At 52.8% G+C, this 22,382-nt stretch carries 16 protein-coding genes and 3 riboswitches; of the genes, 6 read left to right on the forward strand and 10 right to left on the reverse strand.

What is annotated here, in order from left to right:
- Positions 1 to 757 precede the first annotated feature (757 nt).
- Entirely contained in the window at positions 758 to 3,463 is a 2,706-nt protein-coding gene (locus DVH26_RS27975) for a UxaA family hydrolase (protein WP_239627877.1), read from the reverse strand.
- 139 nt (positions 3,464 to 3,602) lie between these two features.
- A complete protein-coding gene (gene gcvH, locus DVH26_RS27980) occupies positions 3,603 to 4,001 on the reverse strand; it encodes a glycine cleavage system protein GcvH (RefSeq protein WP_239627880.1) in 399 nt (132 codons plus the stop codon).
- Positions 4,002 to 4,198: 197 nt separating this feature from the next.
- Positions 4,199 to 4,315, reverse strand: a riboswitch (glycine riboswitch).
- 148 nt (positions 4,316 to 4,463) lie between these two features.
- Positions 4,464 to 4,566: riboswitch (glycine riboswitch) on the forward strand.
- A 3-nt stretch (positions 4,567 to 4,569) separates the two neighbouring features.
- Positions 4,570 to 4,678: riboswitch (glycine riboswitch) on the forward strand.
- A gap of 81 nt (positions 4,679 to 4,759) precedes the next feature.
- On the opposite strand from gcvH, the gene gcvT reads away from it, so the two are divergent.
- From gcvT to gcvPB, 3 genes are read left to right on the forward strand one after another with little or no spacing between them, the layout of a single operon-like run.
- Positions 4,760 to 5,902 carry a glycine cleavage system aminomethyltransferase GcvT gene (gene gcvT, locus DVH26_RS27985; protein WP_239635507.1) on the forward strand — a complete coding sequence of 381 codons (1,143 nt, stop codon included), beginning with the start codon at positions 4,760 to 4,762 and terminating at the stop codon, positions 5,900 to 5,902.
- 39 nt (positions 5,903 to 5,941) lie between these two features.
- Positions 5,942 to 7,297, forward strand: a complete 1,356-nt coding sequence (gene gcvPA, locus DVH26_RS27990; protein WP_239627882.1) for an aminomethyl-transferring glycine dehydrogenase subunit GcvPA — start codon at positions 5,942 to 5,944, stop codon at positions 7,295 to 7,297.
- Positions 7,294 to 8,751 carry an aminomethyl-transferring glycine dehydrogenase subunit GcvPB gene (gene gcvPB / locus DVH26_RS27995; RefSeq protein WP_239627884.1) on the forward strand — a complete coding sequence of 486 codons (1,458 nt, stop codon included), beginning with the start codon at positions 7,294 to 7,296 and terminating at the stop codon, positions 8,749 to 8,751. The genes gcvPA and gcvPB overlap by 4 nt, the downstream gene beginning before the upstream one ends.
- A gap of 277 nt (positions 8,752 to 9,028) precedes the next feature.
- On the opposite strand, the gene DVH26_RS28000 is transcribed toward gcvPB, so the two are convergent.
- The gene (locus DVH26_RS28000; protein WP_239627886.1) at positions 9,029 to 9,814 is read right to left on the reverse strand and encodes an AraC family transcriptional regulator; all 786 of its coding nucleotides are present in this window, start codon (positions 9,812 to 9,814) and stop codon (positions 9,029 to 9,031) included.
- A 160-nt stretch (positions 9,815 to 9,974) separates the two neighbouring features.
- Here DVH26_RS28000 and pyk point away from each other — a divergent pair, with 160 nt between their 5' ends.
- Positions 9,975 to 11,396, forward strand: coding sequence for a pyruvate kinase (gene pyk / locus DVH26_RS28005; RefSeq protein WP_239627888.1), 1,422 nt, complete (start codon positions 9,975 to 9,977; stop codon positions 11,394 to 11,396).
- 84 nt (positions 11,397 to 11,480) lie between these two features.
- Here pyk and DVH26_RS28010 read toward each other — a convergent pair whose 3' ends face one another.
- The 4 genes from DVH26_RS28010 to DVH26_RS28025 form a co-directional block, all read right to left on the reverse strand.
- Positions 11,481 to 12,956 (reverse strand): sulfatase family protein, encoded by a 1,476-nt coding sequence (locus DVH26_RS28010; RefSeq protein ID WP_239627889.1) that lies wholly within the window; start codon positions 12,954 to 12,956, stop codon positions 11,481 to 11,483.
- Positions 12,953 to 13,834 carry a carbohydrate ABC transporter permease gene (locus DVH26_RS28015; RefSeq protein WP_239627891.1) on the reverse strand — a complete coding sequence of 294 codons (882 nt, stop codon included), beginning with the start codon at positions 13,832 to 13,834 and terminating at the stop codon, positions 12,953 to 12,955. Before DVH26_RS28015 ends, DVH26_RS28010 begins: the two co-directional genes overlap by 4 nt.
- A gap of 20 nt (positions 13,835 to 13,854) precedes the next feature.
- Complete coding sequence (locus DVH26_RS28020; RefSeq protein ID WP_239627893.1) at positions 13,855 to 14,742, reverse strand: carbohydrate ABC transporter permease; 888 nt, start codon at positions 14,740 to 14,742, stop codon at positions 13,855 to 13,857.
- A gap of 542 nt (positions 14,743 to 15,284) precedes the next feature.
- Entirely contained in the window at positions 15,285 to 16,598 is a 1,314-nt protein-coding gene (locus tag DVH26_RS28025; RefSeq protein ID WP_239627896.1) for an ABC transporter substrate-binding protein, read from the reverse strand.
- 156 nt (positions 16,599 to 16,754) lie between these two features.
- Between DVH26_RS28025 and DVH26_RS28030 the strand changes: the two genes are divergently transcribed.
- A complete protein-coding gene (locus DVH26_RS28030) occupies positions 16,755 to 18,257 on the forward strand; it encodes a sensor histidine kinase (protein WP_239627898.1) in 1,503 nt (500 codons plus the stop codon).
- Between the two features lie 90 nt (positions 18,258 to 18,347).
- A complete protein-coding gene (locus tag DVH26_RS28035) occupies positions 18,348 to 19,049 on the forward strand; it encodes a response regulator transcription factor (protein WP_239627900.1) in 702 nt (233 codons plus the stop codon).
- A gap of 211 nt (positions 19,050 to 19,260) precedes the next feature.
- Here the strand turns inward: DVH26_RS28035 and DVH26_RS28040 are convergent, their stop codons facing one another.
- The 3 genes from DVH26_RS28040 to DVH26_RS28050 all read right to left on the reverse strand — a co-directional run bounded on the left by DVH26_RS28040 (position 19,261) and on the right by DVH26_RS28050 (position 22,011).
- Entirely contained in the window at positions 19,261 to 20,334 is a 1,074-nt protein-coding gene (locus tag DVH26_RS28040; protein ID WP_239635508.1) for a metallophosphoesterase family protein, read from the reverse strand.
- 29 nt (positions 20,335 to 20,363) lie between these two features.
- Positions 20,364 to 21,218: an SMR family transporter gene (locus DVH26_RS28045; protein ID WP_239627902.1), complete on the reverse strand. Its 855-nt coding sequence runs from the start codon at positions 21,216 to 21,218 to the stop codon at positions 20,364 to 20,366.
- Positions 21,219 to 21,483: 265 nt separating this feature from the next.
- On the reverse strand, positions 21,484 to 22,011 hold the full coding sequence (locus tag DVH26_RS28050) for a DinB family protein (protein WP_239635509.1): 528 nt from the start codon (positions 22,009 to 22,011) through the stop codon (positions 21,484 to 21,486).
- Between the last annotated feature and the right edge of the window lie 371 nt (positions 22,012 to 22,382).

Below are 22,382 nucleotides of genomic sequence, written 5' to 3' on the forward strand. Positions count from 1 at the left end.
TAGTATCTTTTATGTTATTTTTCATTACACAAAAACTGATAAACATTAGTTAATGAAATATTTATGTTATGTTATATGACACAATTATATGCATGCTCTCGAAAAGGTGTCAACCACTTCATTTCGACAAGCAGTACATTGTCCTAGCGAATACAGGTTTTTTATTCTAATTCTTGTATTACATCGCACTCGAATTGTATTTGATCTATTGAAATATAAATGTAATGTTACATGACATAAATGCAGTTTAGAATAGGGTTATATATCTGCCTAATCTGAATCAAACCGCCTGCACGAAAGCGGAAAAATGTCTTATTCCAGAAACGACGAGGAGCTGAATTCATCTCGAGCCGCGATTCAAAAAGGATACAAAAAAGAGTAGAAGCTTTTGATGGAGGCAGGTATCTCACAGAACTTCACCATTCGTTTGAACAGTGTGAAATTGCACGCTTTGTTGAAAAACGACGCCGGAGCATTACTATTCAAAAAATTTACGTCATGGGAAGGCGTCGTCAATGGAGATACCCCTAAGGTAACCAAGCACTTAAAGGCACGGGTATCGGACTGTAACCCCTCTCGGATCGGAACTTCCTGGCAGCACTGAATTTAGCAGACTCCTTACCCAAGCAGCACGGCTTCAATAACAGCAAAAGGCTGTCGCCTCAAGCAGATGAACCTGCTCAAAGTGACAGCCTCTTTCCCGTACCCGCTCCTGCGATCACAGCAAACAACGCGTAGTCCGGGTTAAATCATGGATTTATAACGAAACGCCGAGAAATCCTCTCGTTAATTGAAAATCAATATTGCCTTGCCGATAAAGCCGCGGAGTATAGCTGTGCTCCAAGACCTGCTTGCAGCTCTCCAAAATCTGCTCGTTCCAAGCGGACGGAGCCCCGGTTAACAGCAGATCCAAGTCGTCTGCATAAGCTTCCTGCATGGCCGGCTCCGACGCAACTTGCAGCATGGGCACGAACGGATGCGTCTGCATCGGCCGGCGATGAACCAGCGCAATGATCAATTCTACCCCCGTTGCCGCCAAGCCCGTCACCGTCTCCACCCAATGCTCGGTCGGGGTTTCCATAATGTGGAACCCGCTTCTGTCGGAATGTTCTCCGTAAGCCAAGGACGGCTTAACATCGGATGAAGCCAATACAGTGTCCCGGTACGCAGCCGTTGTAAGGAGTCCGCTGTTCTCCGGTACGACCACCATACCGCCGGCGCCGGCAATCCATTGGGTCAATATGCCGAGCTGCTCACCGGCAGCCTCTCCAACCGGACCATCGCTCACGATTCCGATGCGCAGCCCTTCCAGACCGGTCTGCTCCGTCAACGTCGGCCCAGCTGCCGACAGCTGATCGGCAAACCACGCCTCCACCTTGCGCGACACCTTTTCAATGCCGCCGTCCAGTTGAATGCTGGCATAGCCCAGCCGGCTCGGGTCAATCCCCATCTCCTCCATCCGGTGGCGCATGTAGTCATTATGCGTTTTCTCGCATCCATGCTCCAGAAGCAGACATTGCCTGACCAGCGGGTGGGTGACGTAGCCGATCATGGTGCGGGAAAACAACTGCTCCGCCTGACCGCCTGAATTACCGCAGCCTTCCGTATGAGCCAAAGCAACAAAGCGCGAGAGATGCCCGGGTTGGCCGAGCCCCTTTTTGTTCATCTGCGATGCGATCATTTTGGCCACCTGCCCGGCACACAGACTGGTCGGCACGATTAACCCGATCCGGTCGCTGGCCCGATGATCTTCGAAGCGGTTGAAGGTGAAGCTGATCGGAGGGGCAGCTTCGGCTGCGTCCGTGCGAATCGCAATGGGTTCCCCGGTCGGCTGAGGGGCATGAAGCAAGGAGTCCAGCCGGCTTGCATCGGTTTGCCGCCAGTTACGCCAAATTTGCACCTGCGCATGGCCGGCCTTCTCGCCTACACTGCGCTGACCTGAGGCAACCTGCACCATCCGTTCAAAGGTGTCCTTGCCCAGCTCATCCATGGACACACCTTCCTGATAGCGCCCCGCATTGATATCCATATCATTGGCAAGCAGCTGGAAGCGCTGCGTCGTCGTAACGACCTTGATCGTCGGCACAAAAGGAAAGTTCGTCACCGAGCCGTTGCCCGTCGTGAAGAAAATGAGATTGCAGCCCGATGCCACCTGTCCGGCAATGCTCTCGAGGTCGTTACCCGGGCTATCCATAAAGTAAAAGCCGGATTCCTTCATAAGTGCGCTATAATCAATGGCGTAGTCAAGGACGGTAGCCGGGTCTTTCTTTTGGGCGGCGCCGATGGACTTAAGATAAATGTTATAAAGACCGCGATATTTGTTGCCTCCGGACGGATTTCCTTCCGCGTTGGCGCCGTGCCAAGCCGTCCGCTCTTTGAATTGCTCGATCAGCTTTAAAAAGGTGCGCGCGGTTTCCGCATCGCGAACCTTTTGCAAAATATACGTCTCGGCACCGATCAATTCATCGGTTTCGCACAGGTTGGCGCTTCCGCCGAAGCGTACAAGCTCCTGCGCAACCCAGCCTAGAAGCGGATTGGCCGAAATGCCGGAGAAGGCATCGGAGCCGCCGCAATTGAGCGCAATTTTGAGATGGCTGACCGATTCAGGGGTCCGTTCGACGGCGTTGACCGTCGGCAGCCAATTACGAACAACAGCTTCACCCCTATCCAGCTGCTCTTCAAAACCGCCTTGAATGGTCAAGAACCGGTGCAGCACTTCATTCAATGGATAATTGTGCGCGCGCAGATACGACTCCACCATCCCATTGTTGATGGATCCCATGCCGTCATCGACTATCAGCACGGCGCCCACGTTAGGGTTGACGATAAATCCGGCCAGCGTTCGCAGCAGCATCTCCAGATTATTGGGCCGATCCGTAGCTCCCTCGGTATGCGCCACGGGGACAATTCCATCCACCTGGGGATATAGCTTCAGATCGTTTTGAAGACGGGCGGCGAGTTGGGTCACATAGCTCCCCGTACGCGAGGTTGTGCCCAATAGCACAACGTTGTTGCGGGTACCGACTCCGCGAGCCTGACTGCGCCGATAGCCTAAGAATGTACGCGTATCCGGATAGTCGGGCAATCTCGTGGCCGGCTGAAATTTCTCTTCGTCCAGAGCAAAGGCCGGAACTTGATCGATAAAATTAGGCGCCGCCGGCAACGTAAAATCAGGCGAACGCCCGTGAAGCGCCTCCAGAACGTCATTATTGATCACATAATTGCCTGGATGTATCGGCTGAATCGCTTCTCCAAACGGCAGTTCCCAGGACAATAAAGCCTCCCCCGGCGCTATGGCCTGCACGGCAAAGCGGTGGCCCTCCAAGACGGTATAATCCAAGGTCAACGTTTGATCTTGACAGGAAATGACGGTGCCGGCATCCAGCCTGCGAGTGGCAACGGCAACATTATCTCCTGGCAAAGGAAGCCTGGCGACTTCGTCAAAGCGGTAAGAAACGCTCATAAATTTCTAGCTCCTTATTGGATGATTTGAAAGAGTTATTTACAAATCCGTTGTATCCGTGTGCATGCTGTGTAAAAGCTTCCGTCGAGTTGTTGAATACGCTTACGGTACTAACCGCCCGTATGGGCAGCGGATCGTTCTACTCTTGTCCGGCAATAAGCTGCCTGTATGCTTCTGCAGTGAGCAGTGGATCCAGAGCTTGATCCGTATCGCCGTCCACCTCGACTTCGACAATCCACCCGGCCTCGTAAGGCTCGCTGTTAACCAGCTCCGGCGAATCCAGCAAACCTTCATTCACTGCCGTTACCGTCCCCGCAACCGGACTGAACAGATCGGACACCGTCTTAACGGATTCGATCGTTCCCATGGGCGCATGCGCCTCCAGTCTGGCTCCGACCTTCGGCAGCTCTACAAACACAATATCCCCAAGCTGCTGCTGGGCGAAGTCGGTAATGCCGATTCGGACCACCGCCGCTTGTCTCTTTTCAGCCCACTCATGCTCTTCCGTATAACGCAAACCTGCTCTTACTTCGCTCATCGTCAACACCCACCCGTTTCATCAAAATGTTCAAGCTTTTTGACGTTTCGTTGGAACTCGTTCCCAAAGACCAAAAAAGGACAGGAAAAGGCAGCTTGCCTTGTTCTCTGTCCTGGGTACCTGAGAGTTTAGGGCCGGGTGACTGCAACGCTCCCTTGCCTTTACCCCTTTGGTGGCTTACGCTCTCTCCAGAGGCGCGTCGGATGCCGGTACGTTTACCTGTGAGATTAATCGCCATCCGGCAGGTGTGGCGACTTGCTCCTTCGGTGCCTCACGGCCGCTTGCGCCGCTGCGGTCTCTCCCAACCATCGTCATACGCTGTATTGACATTATACCTCAAGCGTAATTCAACCGATATGGAGATGTCAAGAATCCGCTCCAAATGTTTCCTGAAGTTTCAGTTGACCCGGGGCCGCGCTTTAGATCATAATGAACATAGAGCAATGCCAATCGAATATGCGGATGAACGTATTGGGAGAGATTACCTGTATCCACGGTAACGCCGAAGGAGTAAGCCCGTCTTAAGACAGGTGAATCTCTCAGGCAAAAGGACCTTTACCGGACGCGCCTCTGGAGAGCACCCCGCTTCATGAAGCCGGGTCACCCAAGGGGAAACTTGCAGACCGCTGTGCCATTGAAGACGGCTGTAAGGTAACTCTCAGGTACAAGGGACAGAGCGAAACGAAATCGCAGACATGCTTCAGCATGTGCTGCAGACCGTTTCGTCCTGTCCTTTTTTGGCTTTTCTTTGTTTGGGAATGACCATCCAAATAACGACCGAGGTGATTCAAGTGAGTCCGTCTTTGAAAAGAACGCCGCTGTTCCCTCTGTATGCCCAATTTCCTGGCGTCCGCTGCATCGATTTCGGCGGCTGGGAGCTGCCCGTCCAATTTTCCGGCATTATCCGGGAGCACGAAACCGTCAGGCAGCAGGCCGGCTTGTTCGACGTCTCGCATATGGGCGAATTTCTGCTGACCGGCGACGATGCCGAAGCATTCCTGCAACGAGTCATGACCAACGACGTCTCACGGCTGGCTGACGGCCAGGCGCAGTATACGTTGATGTGCTATGAGCACGGTGGCGTCATCGACGATCTGATCGTCTACCGTCTGTCGGCCGGTCAATTTATGCTTGTCGTTAACGCCTCTAATATCGATAAAGACTTCCGCTGGCTGGAATCTCATCTCCCCGGCGGCGCAACCCTCGTAAACAAATCTGACGATTTGTCCCTTCTCGCATTGCAAGGCCCAAGCGCCGAAGCCATCGCCGCCCTAATTACAGATGCCGATTTGAAGGCGCTGCCGCCATTTCATTTTATTAAAGAAGCCGAAGTATGCGGCGTTCCCGCTCTCGTCTCCCGTACAGGCTACACCGGCGAGGACGGATTCGAATTTTACGTTGCCGCAGCCGATGCCCCCGCGCTGTGGACGGGATTGCTGGCAGCAGGCCAGCCGCACGGTCTTCTCCCTGCCGGACTTGGGGCGCGGGATACGCTTCGGTTCGAGGCGAAGCTGCCGCTGTACGGTCAAGAGCTGAGCGATTCGATCACACCGCTGGAAGCGGGACTCGGATCTTTCGTCAAGCTGGCGAAGCCCGATTTCATCGGCCGGGAGGCCCTGCAGAAGCAAAAGGAGCAGGGCGTGCCGCGCAAGCTGGTCGGCATCGAGATGATCGACCGCGGCATTCCCCGCTGCCACTACCCCGTCTATGCCGGCGGAGCGTTGATCGGCGAGGTGACTACAGGTACGCAATCGCCGACGCTGAAGCGTAATCTGGGCCTTGCGCTCATCCAAGCGGATTTCGCGCAGCCTGGCACCGAATTGGAAGTGGAAATCCGCGGAAACCGGCTCAAAGCGGCTGTTGTCCCAGCGCCGTTCTACCGGCGGGGCGCAAAAGCTTAGCCTTACGCATGAATACAGAAAAAGGAGTGGACTCATACGATGAGCAAACACCGGTATTTGCCAATGACCGACCAGGACCGGTCCGATATGCTGAGCGCGATCGGCGCCGCTTCGGTGGAAGAGCTGTTCCGCGACATTCCTGAATCCATCCGTTACCGGGGAACACTGCCGATGTCCGGCGCATTGGACGAACTCTCGCTCATGAAGCATATGAAGCGGCTCGCCTCGCGCAATGCGGACACCGGCCAATATGCAAGCTTTTTGGGCGCCGGTCTGTACGACCATCATGTGCCTGTCGTCATCAACCATATCATTTCTCGCTCGGAATTTTATACCGCCTATACGCCGTACCAGCCGGAAATAAGCCAAGGCGAACTGCAGGCGATATTCGAATTTCAATCTTACATTTGCGAGCTGACCGGCATGAAGGTGGCGAACGCCAGCATGTACGACGGCGCTACTGCGCTCGCCGAGGCAGGAGCGCTGACTGCCGGCGCGACGCAGCGGAAGCAGATCGTCATTTCGCGCACCGTGCATCCCGAGGCGCGCGAGATTATGCGGACGGCGGCAAGAGGCATGAACCTGACGGTGACGGAAATCGATTATGCCGATGGCGTGACCGATCTGGAGCGGCTGGAAGCGGCCATAACCGACGATACCGCCGCCGTCATCGTGCAGTCGCCGAACTTCTTCGGCTGCATCGAGGATATTGCGGCGATGGAGCCGCTCATTCACAGCCGCAAGGGGCTGCTCGTCGTTAGCACGAACCCGCTGTCGCTCGGGCTTCTGGAAGCCCCCGGCAAGCTCGGCGCCGATATCGTCGTAGGCGACGCCCAGCCGCTCGGCATTCATCCGGCCTTCGGCGGACCGACCTGCGGCTACTTTGCCGTGGCCGAGCCGCTCATGCGCCGCATGCCCGGCCGGATCGTCGGCCAGACGGTCGACCGCGACGGCAAACGCGGCTTCGTGCTGACGCTGCAAGCCCGTGAGCAGCACATCCGCCGCGAGAAGGCGACCTCCAACATTTGCTCGAACCAGGCTCTGCTGGCGCTGTGCGCCTCCGTCTACTTGTCGACGATGGGCAAGGAAGGAATGCGGGAGATCAGCCGGCTGAACCTGAGCAAATCCCACTACGCCGCCCGCGAGCTGGCGAAGCCGGAAGGCGTATCGCTCGCTTTCGCCTCGCCCTTCTTCAACGAGTTTGTCCTGAAGCTGCCGGACAAGACGAGCGTTACCAGCGTGAACGAACGCCTGCTCGAAGCCGGGTTTATCGGCGGGCATGATCTCGGCCGCTTCTATCCCGAGCTGCACCATCATATGCTGGTGGCCGTTACCGAAAAAAGGACGAAAGCCGAAATCGACGAATTTGCCGTACGATTGGAGGAGCTGCTATGAAGCCCGAGAAGGCACTGATATTCGAGTTGAGCAAGCCGGGACGCGTTGCGTATTCGCTGCCCGATTGCGATGTTCCCGAAGCGGACCCGGCCGGGCTGATCCCGTCCCACCTGATCCGCAGCGAGCCTGCTGCGCTGCCGGAAGTGTACGAGGTGGATGTGATCCGCCATTACACCGAGCTGTCCCGCCGTAATTTCGGCGTGGACAACGGCTTTTATCCATTAGGATCATGTACCATGAAATATAATCCGAAAATTAACGAGGATACGGCGCGTCTTCCCGGGTTTGCCGGGATTCACCCGTATCAGCCGGAATCCAGCGTCCAGGGTGCGCTGGAGCTGCTGTACACGCTGCAGAACGATCTCGCCGCTCTCACCGGCATGGACCAAGTGACGCTGCAGCCCGCTGCCGGAGCCCACGGCGAATGGACGGGGCTCATGATGATCCGGGCTTACCACGAAAGCCGCGGTGAAGCGCGGACGAAAGTGATCGTGCCGGACTCGTCGCACGGCACGAACCCGGCCAGCGCCACGACAGCGGGCTTTGAGACGCTGACGATCAAATCAAACGAGCAAGGGCTGGTCGATCTGGACGCGCTGCGGGCTGCCGTCGGTCCGGATACGGCCGCTCTGATGCTGACGAATCCGAGCACCTTAGGCTTGTTCGAGGAGCACATTCTGGAAATCGCGGATATCGTCCACTCCGCCGGAGGACTGCTCTATTACGACGGTGCCAACTCTAACGCCATCATGGGCATCACACGCCCCGGCGACATGGGCTTTGACGTTGTGCATCTCAACCTGCACAAGACGATGAGCACTCCTCATGGCGGCGGCGGACCGGGAGCGGGACCTGTAGGGGTCAAGAGCAAGCTCGTCCCCTTCCTGCCCAAACCGCTCGTAGCTCTGCGCGAAGACGGTACGTACTATCTCGACGCCGAACGTCCGAGCTCCATCGGCCGCGTCAAAGCGTTCTACGGCAACTTCGGCATACTCGTCCGGGCTTACACATACATCCGCACCTACGGGCCGGAAGGGCTGCGTCAAGTCTCGGAATGTGCCGTGCTGAACGCCAACTACATGATGCACCGGCTCGCGCCATATTACGAAGTACCCTATCCGGGAGTGTGTAAGCACGAGTTCGTCATGTCCGGACGCGGACTGAAGCAGTACGGCGTGCGCACCATCGATGTAGCCAAGCGGCTGCTCGATTTCGGTTATCACCCGCCGACCATTTATTTCCCGCTGAACGTCGAGGAATGCATCATGATCGAGCCGACGGAGACGGAGAGCAAGGAAACGCTCGATGCGTTCATCGATACGATGATCCGGATCGCCAAAGAAGCTGAGGAGCAACCCGAGCTGCTGCTGAACGCGCCGTATACCACCGTCGTCAGGCGGCTGGACGAAACGCTCGCCGCGCGCAGGCCGGTGCTGAATTGTACGTGCGGCTAAGCCGTCTTACTAGCCGCGGAATCTCTGACCACGGTCGAGCCCGTCGGCTCCTGCGTTCATCCGCAAATTCAGCTGGATGAATCGGCCGGGCCGACTAATAAAAGCTCTATCAAGGCCTTTCCTGGATAATCGGCTTTAAAGTCTTGCTGCTGCATAATTCGTGTTATCACCAAATAGATTAAACGTCCGATGACTCGGAGTCTATGGAAAAAAGGGTTCTTGTGCCAAAAGCTGCTTTGGCCAAGAACCCTTTCCTTTACCGGCTCGCCCCGCCTCATTACTGCGCAGGCAGCTCCCTCTCTTTTATATAGGCCGCAGGGGGTTTACCCGTTTCCCTTTTGAACACTTTATGAAAATACGACGGATCGCAGTAGCCCAAATAATCGGATATATCCGCAACCGTCCTCTGCGAATGCTGAAGAAGGTATACCGCCGTTTTCATGCGAAGCGCATGGATATAACCGCCTATCGTCTGCCCCGTTACTTCACTGAACAGCGAAGCGGCATAGTTCGGGCTTTTGCCGATAACGTCGCCAAGATGCTCTTTCGTCACTTTTTCGCGGTAATGGTTTTGAATATAGGTCTTCATTTGCTCCGCATGGCGCTCCTTCACTCCGGATCGTTTCCCCTCGTCGAGTTCCCTGTTCCAATGGGTCAATATTTCCAAAGCCAGCGACTGGCACATCGCTTCGCAATAAGTGAGCCTTTCCTTCCATTCCTCATGCATCATCCGGAACCGCTGCAGCAGCAGCTCGTATTTGCCGGTCTTCCATTTGCAGCTTTCTTCCGCAGATAGAATGGGGAGCTGGGGTGCAGACTTATCGTTTCGGAATGTGATCACGTACTTTTCGTGGGTCACCGTCGGTATGCTTTTGCCGTAAAACGGCGTTCCAGCCGGGATGAGCAGCATATCCCCCTTTTCGAGCATCTGCTTGTCGTGGTTAATCCAGTACAGGCATTTGCCGTAGCTGACCAGGACCAGAACATGCCATGGCGCTCCGTGCTCATAATCCTCATACCATTGCACACCCGTATCCTGCCTTACATCCACCACGTACAGCATGGCCGACACCCCCTTTTGCCACAAAAAACTCCTGCTTTATGCTCTGCAGCTTCATTTTATCGTACTATTATACATTTACCGTACTATATTTCATAGTTTTATTCGACAATTTTCCCTACAATGAATATCAACAGCATATATAGAGGAGAGGAACCGACTGATGTTACGTAAAACAAAAATTCTTTGCACCATGGGACCTGCAAGCGATTCCGTCGAAACCTTAAAGGAAATGCTCCGTTCCGGAATGAACGGCGCACGCATTAATATGGCTCACGGCGAATTGGCCGATCATGCGGGACGCATTGCCAGAGTGCGGGAAGCCGCGGAGGCGCTGGGAGCAACCGTCAGCATCCTGATCGATATTAAAGGCCCGGAAATTCGGACCGGCTTATTGGAGGAGCCTTCCTACGAGCTGCGCACCGACGACACGATAACATTAACGACAGAGCAAATAAAAGGAACGGCCAACCGCATTTCCGTATCGTATCCGCAGTTGACGGACGATGTGAAGCCGGGATCGCGGATTTTGATCGACGACGGCTTGATCGAGCTGAAGGTCGAGTCCATTGAAGGCACGGAAATTTATTGCCGCATCCTGAACGGCGGAGTGATCAAATCCCGCAAAGGCGTTAACTTGCCTGGCGTACGCACGTCTTTGCCTGGGGTTACGGAGAGAGACGTTCTGCATATTCAATTCGCGGTCGAGCAAAATGCCGATTTCATCGCCGCCTCTTTCGTGCGCAAAGCGAGCGACATTCTGGAAATTCGCCGCATTCTCGAGGAGCATAACGCCTCCCACATTCAGATCATCTCGAAGATCGAAAACGAAGAGGGCGTAGACAATCTCGATGAAATATTGGAAGCGTCCGACGGGCTTATGGTTGCGCGCGGAGATCTCGGAGTGGAAATTCCGGTGGAAGATGTGCCGATCATCCAAAAGCAGATGATTCAAAAAAGCAACGCCGTAGGCAAAACCGTCATTACCGCTACTCATATGCTCGATTCGATGCAGTCCAATCCGCGTCCGACCCGTGCTGAAGCGAGCGACGTTGCCAATGCCGTATACGACGGCACCGACGTGCTCATGCTGTCCGGCGAAACCGCTGCTGGCAAATACCCTGTCGAATCCGTTCGCACGATGGCTGCCATTGCCACGAACATCGAGAACGTGCTGCCGTACGATGAAATGCTGACCCAAAAAGCGGCACTGCACAAAACGAATATTACGGAAGTCATCAGCCGTGCTGCCGTCGGCGCCTCTCTCGATCTGGAAGCCAGTGCTATCGTGACGCCTACAGAAAGCGGCTTTAGCGCCAGAATGGTGTCCAAGTACCGTCCTAAATCGCCGATTATCGCCGTTACGGCCAACGATTGGGTACAGCGCCGTCTTACCTTGTGCTGGGGCGTTACCCCGGTGAAAGGCCCGAAGGTCGATTCCACCGACGCCATGTTCGAATCGGCGCTGCGTTCGGGTGTACAATCCGGCGTCATTAAAAGCGGGGATCTGGTTGTCGTCTCCGCAGGAGTTCCGGTCGGCCAATCCGGCTCCACCAATTTGATTAAGATCCAGCATGTAGAATAAAAGTAAAAGGCAGCAGAGCCCATACGGTTCTGCTGCTTTATTTTTCACTCCCACTGCGATATGTTGGTCAACTTACCCATACCGCTATAGCTCAAACAAATCGTTCACAGACGATAGCCACCCTCGCAGCTTCTCCTCCAGCTCATGAGCAACCGGATGCTGGGACGCCCGCTGCAGCGTCAATGGATTAAGCTGGTATGGATCCTGCTCCAAATCATACAGAAGACGAAGACAAAAGCTCGGGTCTACGGCAGAGTATCCCCTGTGGACGACGTATGTGTACCGCCGGGTCCGCACTCCGCGCCAGCCGAACCGCTTATTATCGAGCCCTTGCGCCGCAAACTGCTCGATCACATCCTTGCGTCCCGGAAACGCGCTGATGAACGCCGGCTCATCCGATACCGGCTCAAGTCCGAGCACGGCAGGCGAATAGTCGCTGCCTTCCACGGTTTGCGGTACGTCCAATCCAGCGAGTCCAAGCAGCGTCGGCATAATGTCTACGCTGTTGAACAGCAAAGATGTATGACCGGCACCAATCCGGCCGGGCCATCTCATTACGCACGGAATGCCTATCGATTCCTCATGCCAGGAATGCTTGGCCATGAGTCCGTGCGATCCCATCAGCTCTCCGTGGTCCGACGACAAGACGACCAGCGTATTTTGCTCCATGCCAAGCTCCTGAAGTGACTGCATCAGCCTTCCGAACTGCTCGTCGATTCCCGTTACGGCCGCGCAATAGTCCCGCATGTACCGTTCCAGATTGTCCATTCCATCGGCGAACGGCTCTCCCGTATGGGCAGCCAGTCCATCCGCTTTCACGTTAGGGCGCCAGCGAAGCGGGATGTGATCATATAGCCGCTTATACCGGTCCGGCACCAGGTCAAATGGACTGTGCGGCGGATTCCACGAAACAAACAGGGCGAACGGCTCTTCCTGTCCGGAGCGTTGCCGCAAAAATTCAATCGCCCGATCCGTCTCATGCTCGACAGACCATTGATCCGCTTGGATCATCTCCGGCGTGTCTCGCCAATAATGAGGCGTCAAATGCTCGTCGTACGTCCCGTAGGAATACCACTCGTCGAATCCGTGCCGCTTCGGTCCCGGAGGCGTATAAGCATCCCAGTCTCTGGCTCCGGAAATCGGCTGCTCCGATACATTTTGCTCCGGAAGATCGAGATGCCATTTGCCGATATACCCGGTACGGTATCCTTCCCGCTTTAACACGTCTCCGATACCGATCGCATCCTCACGAAGCGCCACGTCCGCTCCGAGCTTGCAATTCGTGTATACCCCGTTCGTCTGCGGGTAAGTTCCCGTCATTAATGCCGCCCGGTGCGGCGAGCATATCGGCGTGCAGCTGACCGCGTGATCGAATACGAGACTCTCTGCCGCAAAGGCGTCGATATTCGGAGTAATCACCGGATCCTCGTTCCGGAAGCCGACCGCCTGCCTGCGCCACTGATCCGCAAACACATACAGGATATTGGGCTTCTTCTCACATTTATCCCGCGTCACCCGTCTCTCGTGTAGCTCCGCACCGTTGTCCACGTTACTACTCATCCTTTCACAGCTCCTGCGGAAATGCCTTCCACAAAGTGATCCTGAGCGAGGAAGTAAATAATGATGGTCGGAATAATCGCACATACGGCTGCCGCCATCAGCGGAGCGTACTCTGTTGCGTGCTCGGTCTGAAAATGCTGCATTCCGAGCTGAAGCGTGAACAGCTTATCGTCATTCAAATAAATTAACGGCCCGAGAAAATCGTTCCACGAATGCATAAACGTAAAGATCGTAAGACTGGCGATAGCCGGTCTCATCAATGGCATCATAATTCTCGTAAAAATACCGAATTCGCTTAACCCGTCAATCCGGGCTGCTTCAGACAGCTCCTCGGGAATGGACATATAAAACTGGCGGAACAAAAATACGCCGAACGGACTGAATGCGCCGAGCAAAATTAACGCCCAATGCGAGTTCAGCAGCCCGAATTCCTTCATCAGCAAAAACTGCGGAATCATCATAACCTGGAACGGAATCATCATCGTTGTAATGTAGAGGAAAAACACTTTGTCCCGCTCGGGAAACTTGACCTTTGCGAACGCATAAGCGGCCATGGAGCAGGTGACGATCTGCAGCAATGTCGTGGTGACGGCGATTTTAATCGTATTAAAATAGTAAGTAAAAAACGGCAGCTCGCTCCATACCTTTGTATAATTGGAGAAGTAAAACTTGCTTGGAATCCATTGAATCGGAAATCCGAACACTTCTGCTTCCGATTTGAACGAAGCCGATATCATCCACAAAAACGGCATGATCATCGATCCGGCAACCGCTATAAGGATCAAATAAACAAGGCCTTTGCCGATCCGGGTCCCGATCGAGCGGGTGAGCTTCAAGGAATGCGGCTGTTTGGAGGTTTGTGCAATATCATTCATCATTCGTCATCCCCGTTCGTCGGTTAGTAGTTGACCCATTTTTTCTGGCCGCGGAATTGAATTATCGTAATCAGGACGATGATCGCGAACATCACGTAAGCCATCGCCGAAGCATAGCCGTATTCATAGCGCTGGAACGCGGTGTAATAAATATCGTAAACGAGCACGTGCGTCGAGCGTCCGGGCCCGCCTTTGGTCAGCAGGAAGATGAGATCGAACACTTTGAACGAGTTAATGATACCCATAATGACCGTGAAAAAAATAACTGGAGACAGCATCGGAATCGTAATTTTGACCAGCTGGGACAGCTTGCCCGCCCCGTCGATTTCAGCAGCCTCGTATAGATCCTTCGGAATGCCTTGCAGCCCGGCCAAGTAAAGCACCATGTAATAGCCGATGTTTTGCCAAATGCCTACAATAATTACAGAAAGCAATGCCCATTGCGTCGATGCCAGCCATGCCGGCGGATTTTCGAAACCTATGCTGCGCAGCATGCCGTTAATCGGGCCCATCGTCGGGTTGTACAGCAGCTGCCATACGACGGCTACGGCAATGGTTGCAGTAATGTGCGGCAGGAAAATCGCCGTGCGGAATATTTTTAGCCCTCTTATTCCTTTGTTCAGCGCTACGGCGGCAAGAATAGCGAGCAGCAATGTCACCGGCACGGAAACGACCATCATGATCAAGCTGTTCACTAGCGAGATGCGGAACGATTCGTCGCCGAGCAATCTTTTATAATTGTCCAGTCCGGTAAAGGCAATGTCGCCAAAGCCGTTCCACTCGGTAAAGCTCATAAGGAACGATGCAATGACAGGGAAGCAGATAAACGTTAAAAAGCCCAGTATATTCGGAAGCAAAAATGCGTATCCTACCAGCCGGTTTCTTCTCGTTAATGCTCTGGATGCGTTCATGATGTTATCAACTCCTTGTGAATCGAGCTTTGCTGTCAGGTGTGAAGTGCTAGTCGTTTTAGATGTGAGGAAGCTGTTTGCCGAAACTATTCCGGTGGGACATCCCCTCCAGCCGCTGTTGAAACCCGTAAATTTTTTATTAAAATTAGAGGTATATTCACGGATTTCAAAGGCGGACGTAAACTCTTCCAGGGGACACCCCACCTGCATAGCTGGCAAATGGAAAGTATGCAAATAACTAAAAGACCAGGCACTTCACAAATTCAAGCAAAGCTCGATTTTGTTTTATAAAACGCAGGTTCAAAAAGTTGGGGTTTCAGCATCGAGTAGTACAAGTTTTCGTAGAAAACTCGCTTCGGAAACACCTGAAAAAGGAGGAGCGGAGTGTAGGAGGAACCTACATGAGCACCTGAGAGCTTTCCGGAGGAAAGCTTGCTTCGGAAGCATTACTTCTTCGAAGGTGAACGCAAGATTCGATGTCGATTGAGCCTCCTGACCTGCTTCGTGAACAAAAGACGACTTTTTGAACATCCTTTATCTAATTACTTTTTGCTTGCTTTGAAATCTTTGGCGTACTTATCCGCCCACTCCTTCTGAACACGCTCGCCGATCTTCTGAATCGCCTGGTCGACCGACTGGCTGCCGGACAAGGCCAGCTCGCCTTCCTGCAAATAAATGTTGCCGACCACGATGTTTTTCACGCCGGGAAGCAGCGGGTATTCAGGGTATTCTTTTTGCTCCACGAAGTAATGAATGTTCTTCGGCTTCTGCGTTCCGTCCCCGACATATGCTTTGCGGATTTCATCGTTCGTATAGCCTGTCAGGAAGCCTTTGGATGCGAACAGCTTGGCGCCTTTGGCTCCGGTAATGTACTGCAGCAGCTTGAATGCCGCTTCCTTGTTTTTCGAATCCTTGTTGATCATGATCGAAACCGGTGTAGCCAAGCTCGTATTCGCCGCTACGCCCTCAGGATGAGGAATCGGCACAACATCCCAATCGAAGCTGATCTTTTTGTCCGCTTCCGCCTGCCGCAGCTGGGCCACATGCCAGTCCCCGATCAAGTTCATCGCTACATTGCCCTTCTGGAATGCCGAGTTATAGTGCGCCGATGTCGTGACCTGCTCGGACCAAGGCATGATGGAGCCGTCCTTCTCCAAATCTTTGCGGAACTGCAGCGCTTTTTTGAACGGCGTCAAATCTTTATCGATAATCGAAGCCCCGGTCTGGGCCGCCTGCACGTACCATGTTTGAGCCCACTGCTGCAAGTACGCGCCGTACACTTTGCCCGCGCCTTCGCCTTTGGTCATCTTTTTCGCCAATTCCCTGAACTCGTCCCAAGTCATATCGGCCTTCGGATACGGAACGTTCATTTGATCGAACAGCGTCTTGTTGTAATACAGCATATAGTTGGATTTGCGGTACGGCAGGCCGTACATTTTATCATTGACCTTCAAACCGTCATACAGCGGACCGAAGCCGGAGACGTCCACATTGTTTTTCTTGATATAGTCGTCCAAAGGCTCAAGAATGCCCGTATCCAAAAAGACGTCCATGTTGCCGCCGAACAAATCGATCTTCTCTCCCCCGGACAATTGCAGGCGGAGCTTCTCATAATATTGCTGCTGAGGGATCGTTTCGAATTGCACGTTGATGTTAGGATTGTCCTTCTTGAACTCCTCGTAAGCCAGCTTGGTCGTTTCCAAATCGTCGGGAAGAACGGTCATTCTCAAATTGATTTGCTGCGAATCCGACCCCGCTGCGCTTTTGCCCGCTTGATCGTCCGTTTTGGCGCCGCAGCCCGCTGCAAGCCCTGCCAAAAGTGTGCTAGCCAGCACTATTGCGATCTTTTTTTGCATTTTACATCCACCCTTTGTTTTGATATCATATTGAAATCGTTATGAATACGCTTTACTGCCTTTTATTATAGGGAAGCAATACCGGTCACAGAAGGTGAAAGTTTTATACCCCCCTGTCGCAGCACGGCCGTATACTGGAATCCGGAGTCGTTCATCATGATCTATTTCACGCTTCTTTTTATTGTTTGCACGATTCTTATCACATACCGGAAACGAAACAGCTTGTCCACCCGCTTTATGTTCGGCATGATTGTCGGATGGGTCATTTCGTTCGTTGCTTATACGCTGTATTTGAGCAAATTTAACTACTATTACAATATCATTCACACGGTGTTCAATTTCAGTCCTGGGACATGGAATTATCTCGTGCTGACCAAATTCAACGCCAATATGCTGATCCGTATGTTAAACGGCGGCATTCTTTTATTTACAGGGTCTCTGCTATGCTTTGCCGTATCGTTTACGCGCACCTCCAAGAGGCAGGCCAACGCCAAAATATACGCGGTGATCGCCCTGTTATTGCTCATTCAATACGCCTTCTTCGATCCCGGCCTGCAAATTGCGCTTCAAGGTATGGCCGAGCGTCTGGGTGAGCCTTGGGGAGAACGATTAACCCTGGCAATCCATGTTCTCGAAAGAAGCTTTCGATATGCAGGGTACGGCATGATTGCGGCGGCCTTCGGCATGCTGTTGAATTACTATATCAATTATCCGAAAATCCGTTTTCTTAAAAATTATGCCCTATATCATATCCTGAGCCTGATTCCGGTTGTTCTTATCCACTTTTTGCTGTTTTCCTGGGCTCCCAAAAATTTGGTCATCGCAACTTATCTCGAAGGGTATTACAACTATCAGCAGCCGCCTATCGGGTCGTATCCGTTGACGCTGTACGTATTTCCTTATGTAGTGTTTGCCGCGCTGACCTTTCTTGTGTACATTACATTCAAATACAATTCGATTGAGGTGTATCACAAGAATCAGGATGTCCAGATTAATAAAAGCATCGATACCGCATCGCTTGGAGCCAGGGCGTTCACCCATGCCGTAAAAAATCATCTGCTCGCCGTTCGATCGGAAGCCGAATATTTGCGGGAAAAGCACGCGGACGACAGCGACACGGCTTACAGTCTCGACCTGATGCTGAAATCGTGCTCAGCCGCGATGGAAAGCATCAACGACGCTGTTCATAAACTGAAATCGATCGAGCTGAATCTGCAGCCGAGTCCGCTGGATGTGCCGGTCCGGCAGGCATTGACCCGCTTCAAGCAAGGAGATCCGCGCATCCAGGTTACGGTGCATGCCGATGCGGTAATCCCTTCGGCTTATATGGATACCCAGCATATGACGGAGGCAGTGTACAATATCATGGAAAATGCGGCGGAATCGCTTGCCGGGAAGCCGGATGGAAGCGTCTCGATTCACTTGGGGCTGCAGGACAGCTGGGGGATGATAGCCATCACGGATAACGGTCCGGGCATGCCGGAGGAGCATCTCGACATGATCTTCTCTCCGTTCTTCTCAACGAAGCCGTCGATTAACAATTGGGGCATCGGCTTGTCCTACTGCCACAAGATTGTGACCGGACATGACGGCAAAATCAGCGTGGAAAGCAAGGTCGGCCAAGGCACAACCTTTCGCATATATCTTCCCGCGGTTTAACTAAAGCTTATGGGAAATACAGGGGGGAATAAAATATACCCCCTGTAGAATCCCGTTCAGTCAGACGTAATGAAAAGGGAGGGGTCGCCCATGAATACAAATACAGATACAGATACAAGCATAAGGGTGCTGATTGTAGACGATATGGAGGCGCACCGCCGAAGGCTGGAGCGAATCATTGCCGGCTGCGGGGATATGGAGAGCGTCGCTTCCGCCAATTCCGGCTACGAGGCTGTGCTTTACGCCGCTTTGCATCAACCGGATATTGTGCTCATGGACATCGAGATGGAGGACCCGCTTGCAGGCATTCACGCCGCCAAGCAGATCCATGAGAAGCTGCCTCATATTAAAATCATCGTTCTGACCGTCCATAAGGACGACAATATTATTTTTGCTGCTTTTCAAACCGGCATCATGGATTATATTCTCAAAACGGCGGAGAAAGAGGAGATTATCGAAGCCATCCGCTCCGCGTACCATAACCGTTCTCCTATCCGGCCTATGATCGCAGAGAAAATTCGCGAGGAATTCGTGCGGGTGAAAAAAACCGAAGCGAGCCTGCTGTACTTGATCCAGATCATATCGGAGCTGACGCCAAGCGAGCTGCAGGTGCTCAAGCTGCTTTGCGAGAATAAAACTCGCAAGCAAATATCGGAGGAACGATCCGTCGAGTACGAGACGATCAAGAAGCAGGTCGGCAGCATTTTGAAAAAGTTCAAAATGCAAAGCACCGCCGAAGTAGTCGCCTCGGTGAACGAGCTGAAAATATTCGAGGTGCTGAAAAAGCTGTAGCTCAGCGAAAAAAGAACAACCTGGCCGCTAACGAGACCAGGTTGAATTTTTCTACCACAACAGAAATTCCACATTCCGAGGTCATCGGAGGTGAATTTTCTATTTGGCGATAAAAACTATCTTGCTTACGAAGCGGGTTTTGCTAAAGCAAAACTGTAAGGTTGCTCCTCTGTGAAAACACCTCGATAGAGGTTTTTCTCATATGTATCGCTCAAAACGTCAGCTTCACGCTGCGGTCCTCGCCCGCTCCCACCCGCGTCATGTTCATGATTCCCCGCTCCGCATCGACCGTCACGATATCAAAGGCAATGGCCGATGCCGTCTCTTTCTCTCGGGCCGGGGCTTCTTCGAAGTCGCGATGCGTCTGGCAGTTCAAGGTCGAAATCATGGGAATACCTTCCCGGACAAGGACCTGATCGTAATGCACATGGCCGAACAGCGAGGCGAACACCCTGCCCACGCCCTGTTCAGAGAAATCAGCCGCAACGGATTGGGCGAAATCCCCTGTCGTCGGAACAGAGACGAAGCTAGAGCCGTTACGGTAAGCTTGAATAATCCCCCACATCACCTCCGCGTTAACGATCGGATGATCGCTGCCGAACACTCCGTCCTGCAGCAAAGCCACATGGGATAGGAACAGCACGCCCCATTCCCCGCGATCCGCCACGCCGTCCAAATCCAGCGCCGTCCCGGCGACCCAATGAAGCTGCCGTTCGGAGAACGCATATTTCCACTGACCGTTATGCTTCAAGCCGCCCGAATCACTGACCACATACGGGATATCGATGCAGTTGAGCACGATGACTCTCGTTTTTTTATCAGGGATATCATAATAGTAGTACAGTCCGCCGGGGTTATCCGGCTCGAATCGGACGATATCGTTCAGCCGCTCGAGCGCGATGCCGAACGTTTCTTCCGGGAAAATGACGTTCGACGTCCCGGTCGGGTCATGATAGTAATCGTAAATGGAGTTATCGTCATGATTCCCTTTCACCGTAAGCAGCGGACACGACGGCACGGACAGTGCATCTATCATTTCCGATTGCAATTCCATCACGTTCCGCTTCTCGCCATTGACGCTCACATCTCCCCCGAGCGCGATAAAATCAAACGGAATACGGCCGGCCAACCGCTGTATGCATTGCGCCGCCAGCAGCTGATTGCCTCGCTCTGCATGGTGCGTATCGGTTATAAATACAAACTGCAGCGACCCGCTGCTCCGAATCGCTTCGACCTTCGCAATCGCTTCCGCCTCTATTGCTTGCCAAGACATAGGATGGTTCATGCTCACGTCCGCTTCTTCCTCTCTCCTCGTCAGGAACCGAATCCTGCGATCATCATAATTCCTAATGCAACAATCGTCGAAGATATAAGTCTTTTCCTGCCTTGCTTTTCCTTCAGCACCAGCACACCCAAAATCGTGCCGAACACGATCCCGATCTCGCGAATCGGCGATATATGGGAGACCGGGGAAATACCTATGGCAAATAAAAATAACAAATAAGAGCCGGGATTCAGGATCGAACCGATCATGATCCATTTCCAGTTGGAGATGAGCTTGGCCTTGATATCCGGTATGACGAATACCGATTTGGATATTCCAAGGACAAACCCGACATTTGCAATTTCCAATAGCGTCAGCGGCGATAAGTACTGGAGGTTCAGCTTATCCACGAGCACGTAGGATGTAGTACACAGTCCAACGGCAAAAGCCAACAGCAGAGGCTTCAGCTGCGGCGCCGTGCTTGTGCGTCGAAACGTCCAGCCGCTCATCAGAAATATGCCGACAATGATGCAGGCTAGCCCGATCCAGCCCCATAACGATAACGATTCTCCCAGAAACAAGATCCCGATCGCCGGGATCAGCATCGTCGATGTGCCCCTCATGATCGGATATACCTGCGACAGATCGCCATGCTTGTAGGTTTCGGCCAATAGCAAGCCATAGGCGGCCTGCAATCCCAACGACAGCACGATCAGCAAATACGCCGTGGCCGGAAGATCGGTCCTCACGATCTCCATAATGGAGGTAGGGAGCAGCAAAATAACGGTTGGCACAAGAATGGCCCACAAAAACAAACTCTTCTCCTCGCTCTTCTTCGCGAACAAATTCCATACGGCATGGGTCAAACCCGAGCAAAGCACCAGCAGTACAGCAACGACAAACATGCCGTCTCTCCCCTCTATGGTTTTATACACGCATATTAACACACAAACACACATAACTTCAATATACGAGACACATAAACACAAAATTTATTTACAATATATTAAAATTCTATCCGTAGTAATGGATCCTCCGCGCCACATCCCGTCACTCTAAAGGAGAATATAAAAAGGCAGCGGTGGCTTGAACGCATGAAGAAGCTTTCGTTCAAGACCAACACTGCCTAATAGAACGCATGTTTATGGGAGCCGGCCTGTTTCTCAAGGCTCATCCCTTTTTCAAAATACCTAAAAATTGTTCCCACGGCCCGACATCCGTACTGTATCTGCCTGCCATGACCCGGACGATTTGAGCCGTGTGGGTTAAATCATGAACAACCCAAGTGGAGAGCAATTCTCTTACCTTTACTGCGCCAAACTGCGGGTGGGTTCCCGTCCGTTCGAAATGCTCTTCAGGCTGAATTAGTTCCCTAAGCTTGGTTATGTTCTTTGCTCTAATTGCTTTAAAATCTTGCAGCTTTTGCTCGATCGATGCTTCCGCCCGGTTCTCTAAATGGGAATAACGATCGAACGGGGGAAACGGCTTGCTTTCACCTTCATCAAGAATAAATTGCAGCCTCGGTATCCAATTATGCTTCTCCCCCTCAATGAGGTGCTCTATCACTTCCGTAACATTCCAGGTTCCTTCGCCTTCATTGCATTGCAGCCAGCTATCGGACAGACCGGCCAGAAACAGCTCCAGCGCTTTGGGCGTTCGCTCCAGAACTTCAATCGCTTCTTCCATATTCATATTCAAACTCATAAGATGGCTCCTTTCTGTAATCGACGGGTAACATCCCCTACTTATGAGGGATATACGAATAGCATAGCTCCCTAATGCGGGATCCGTCTTTTATTAATTTTGAGGCATTTTCAATGCACAGGATTAACCGTTCATGCACCCTTTCTAACGACCCAACTCCAGCAAAATACCGGCCGAGATGGTGAATGAAAGAAACCATACACCGCAATCGGATAAGCTCGGGAATCATTTCGATTTCAGCACGGCTGAGTGAAGCATGCTTGCTGTAACCGGTCAGAAATGGCTTCGCGTAGGGCCATCTCTCTTCGGATTCGACATATCGCATTAAGCATATCGCGAGCTCCATCGCTCTCAGATCAGGAGAG

Source organism: Paenibacillus sp. H1-7, from assembly GCF_022354825.1.
Lineage (GTDB): Bacteria > Bacillota > Bacilli > Paenibacillales > NBRC-103111 > Paenibacillus_S.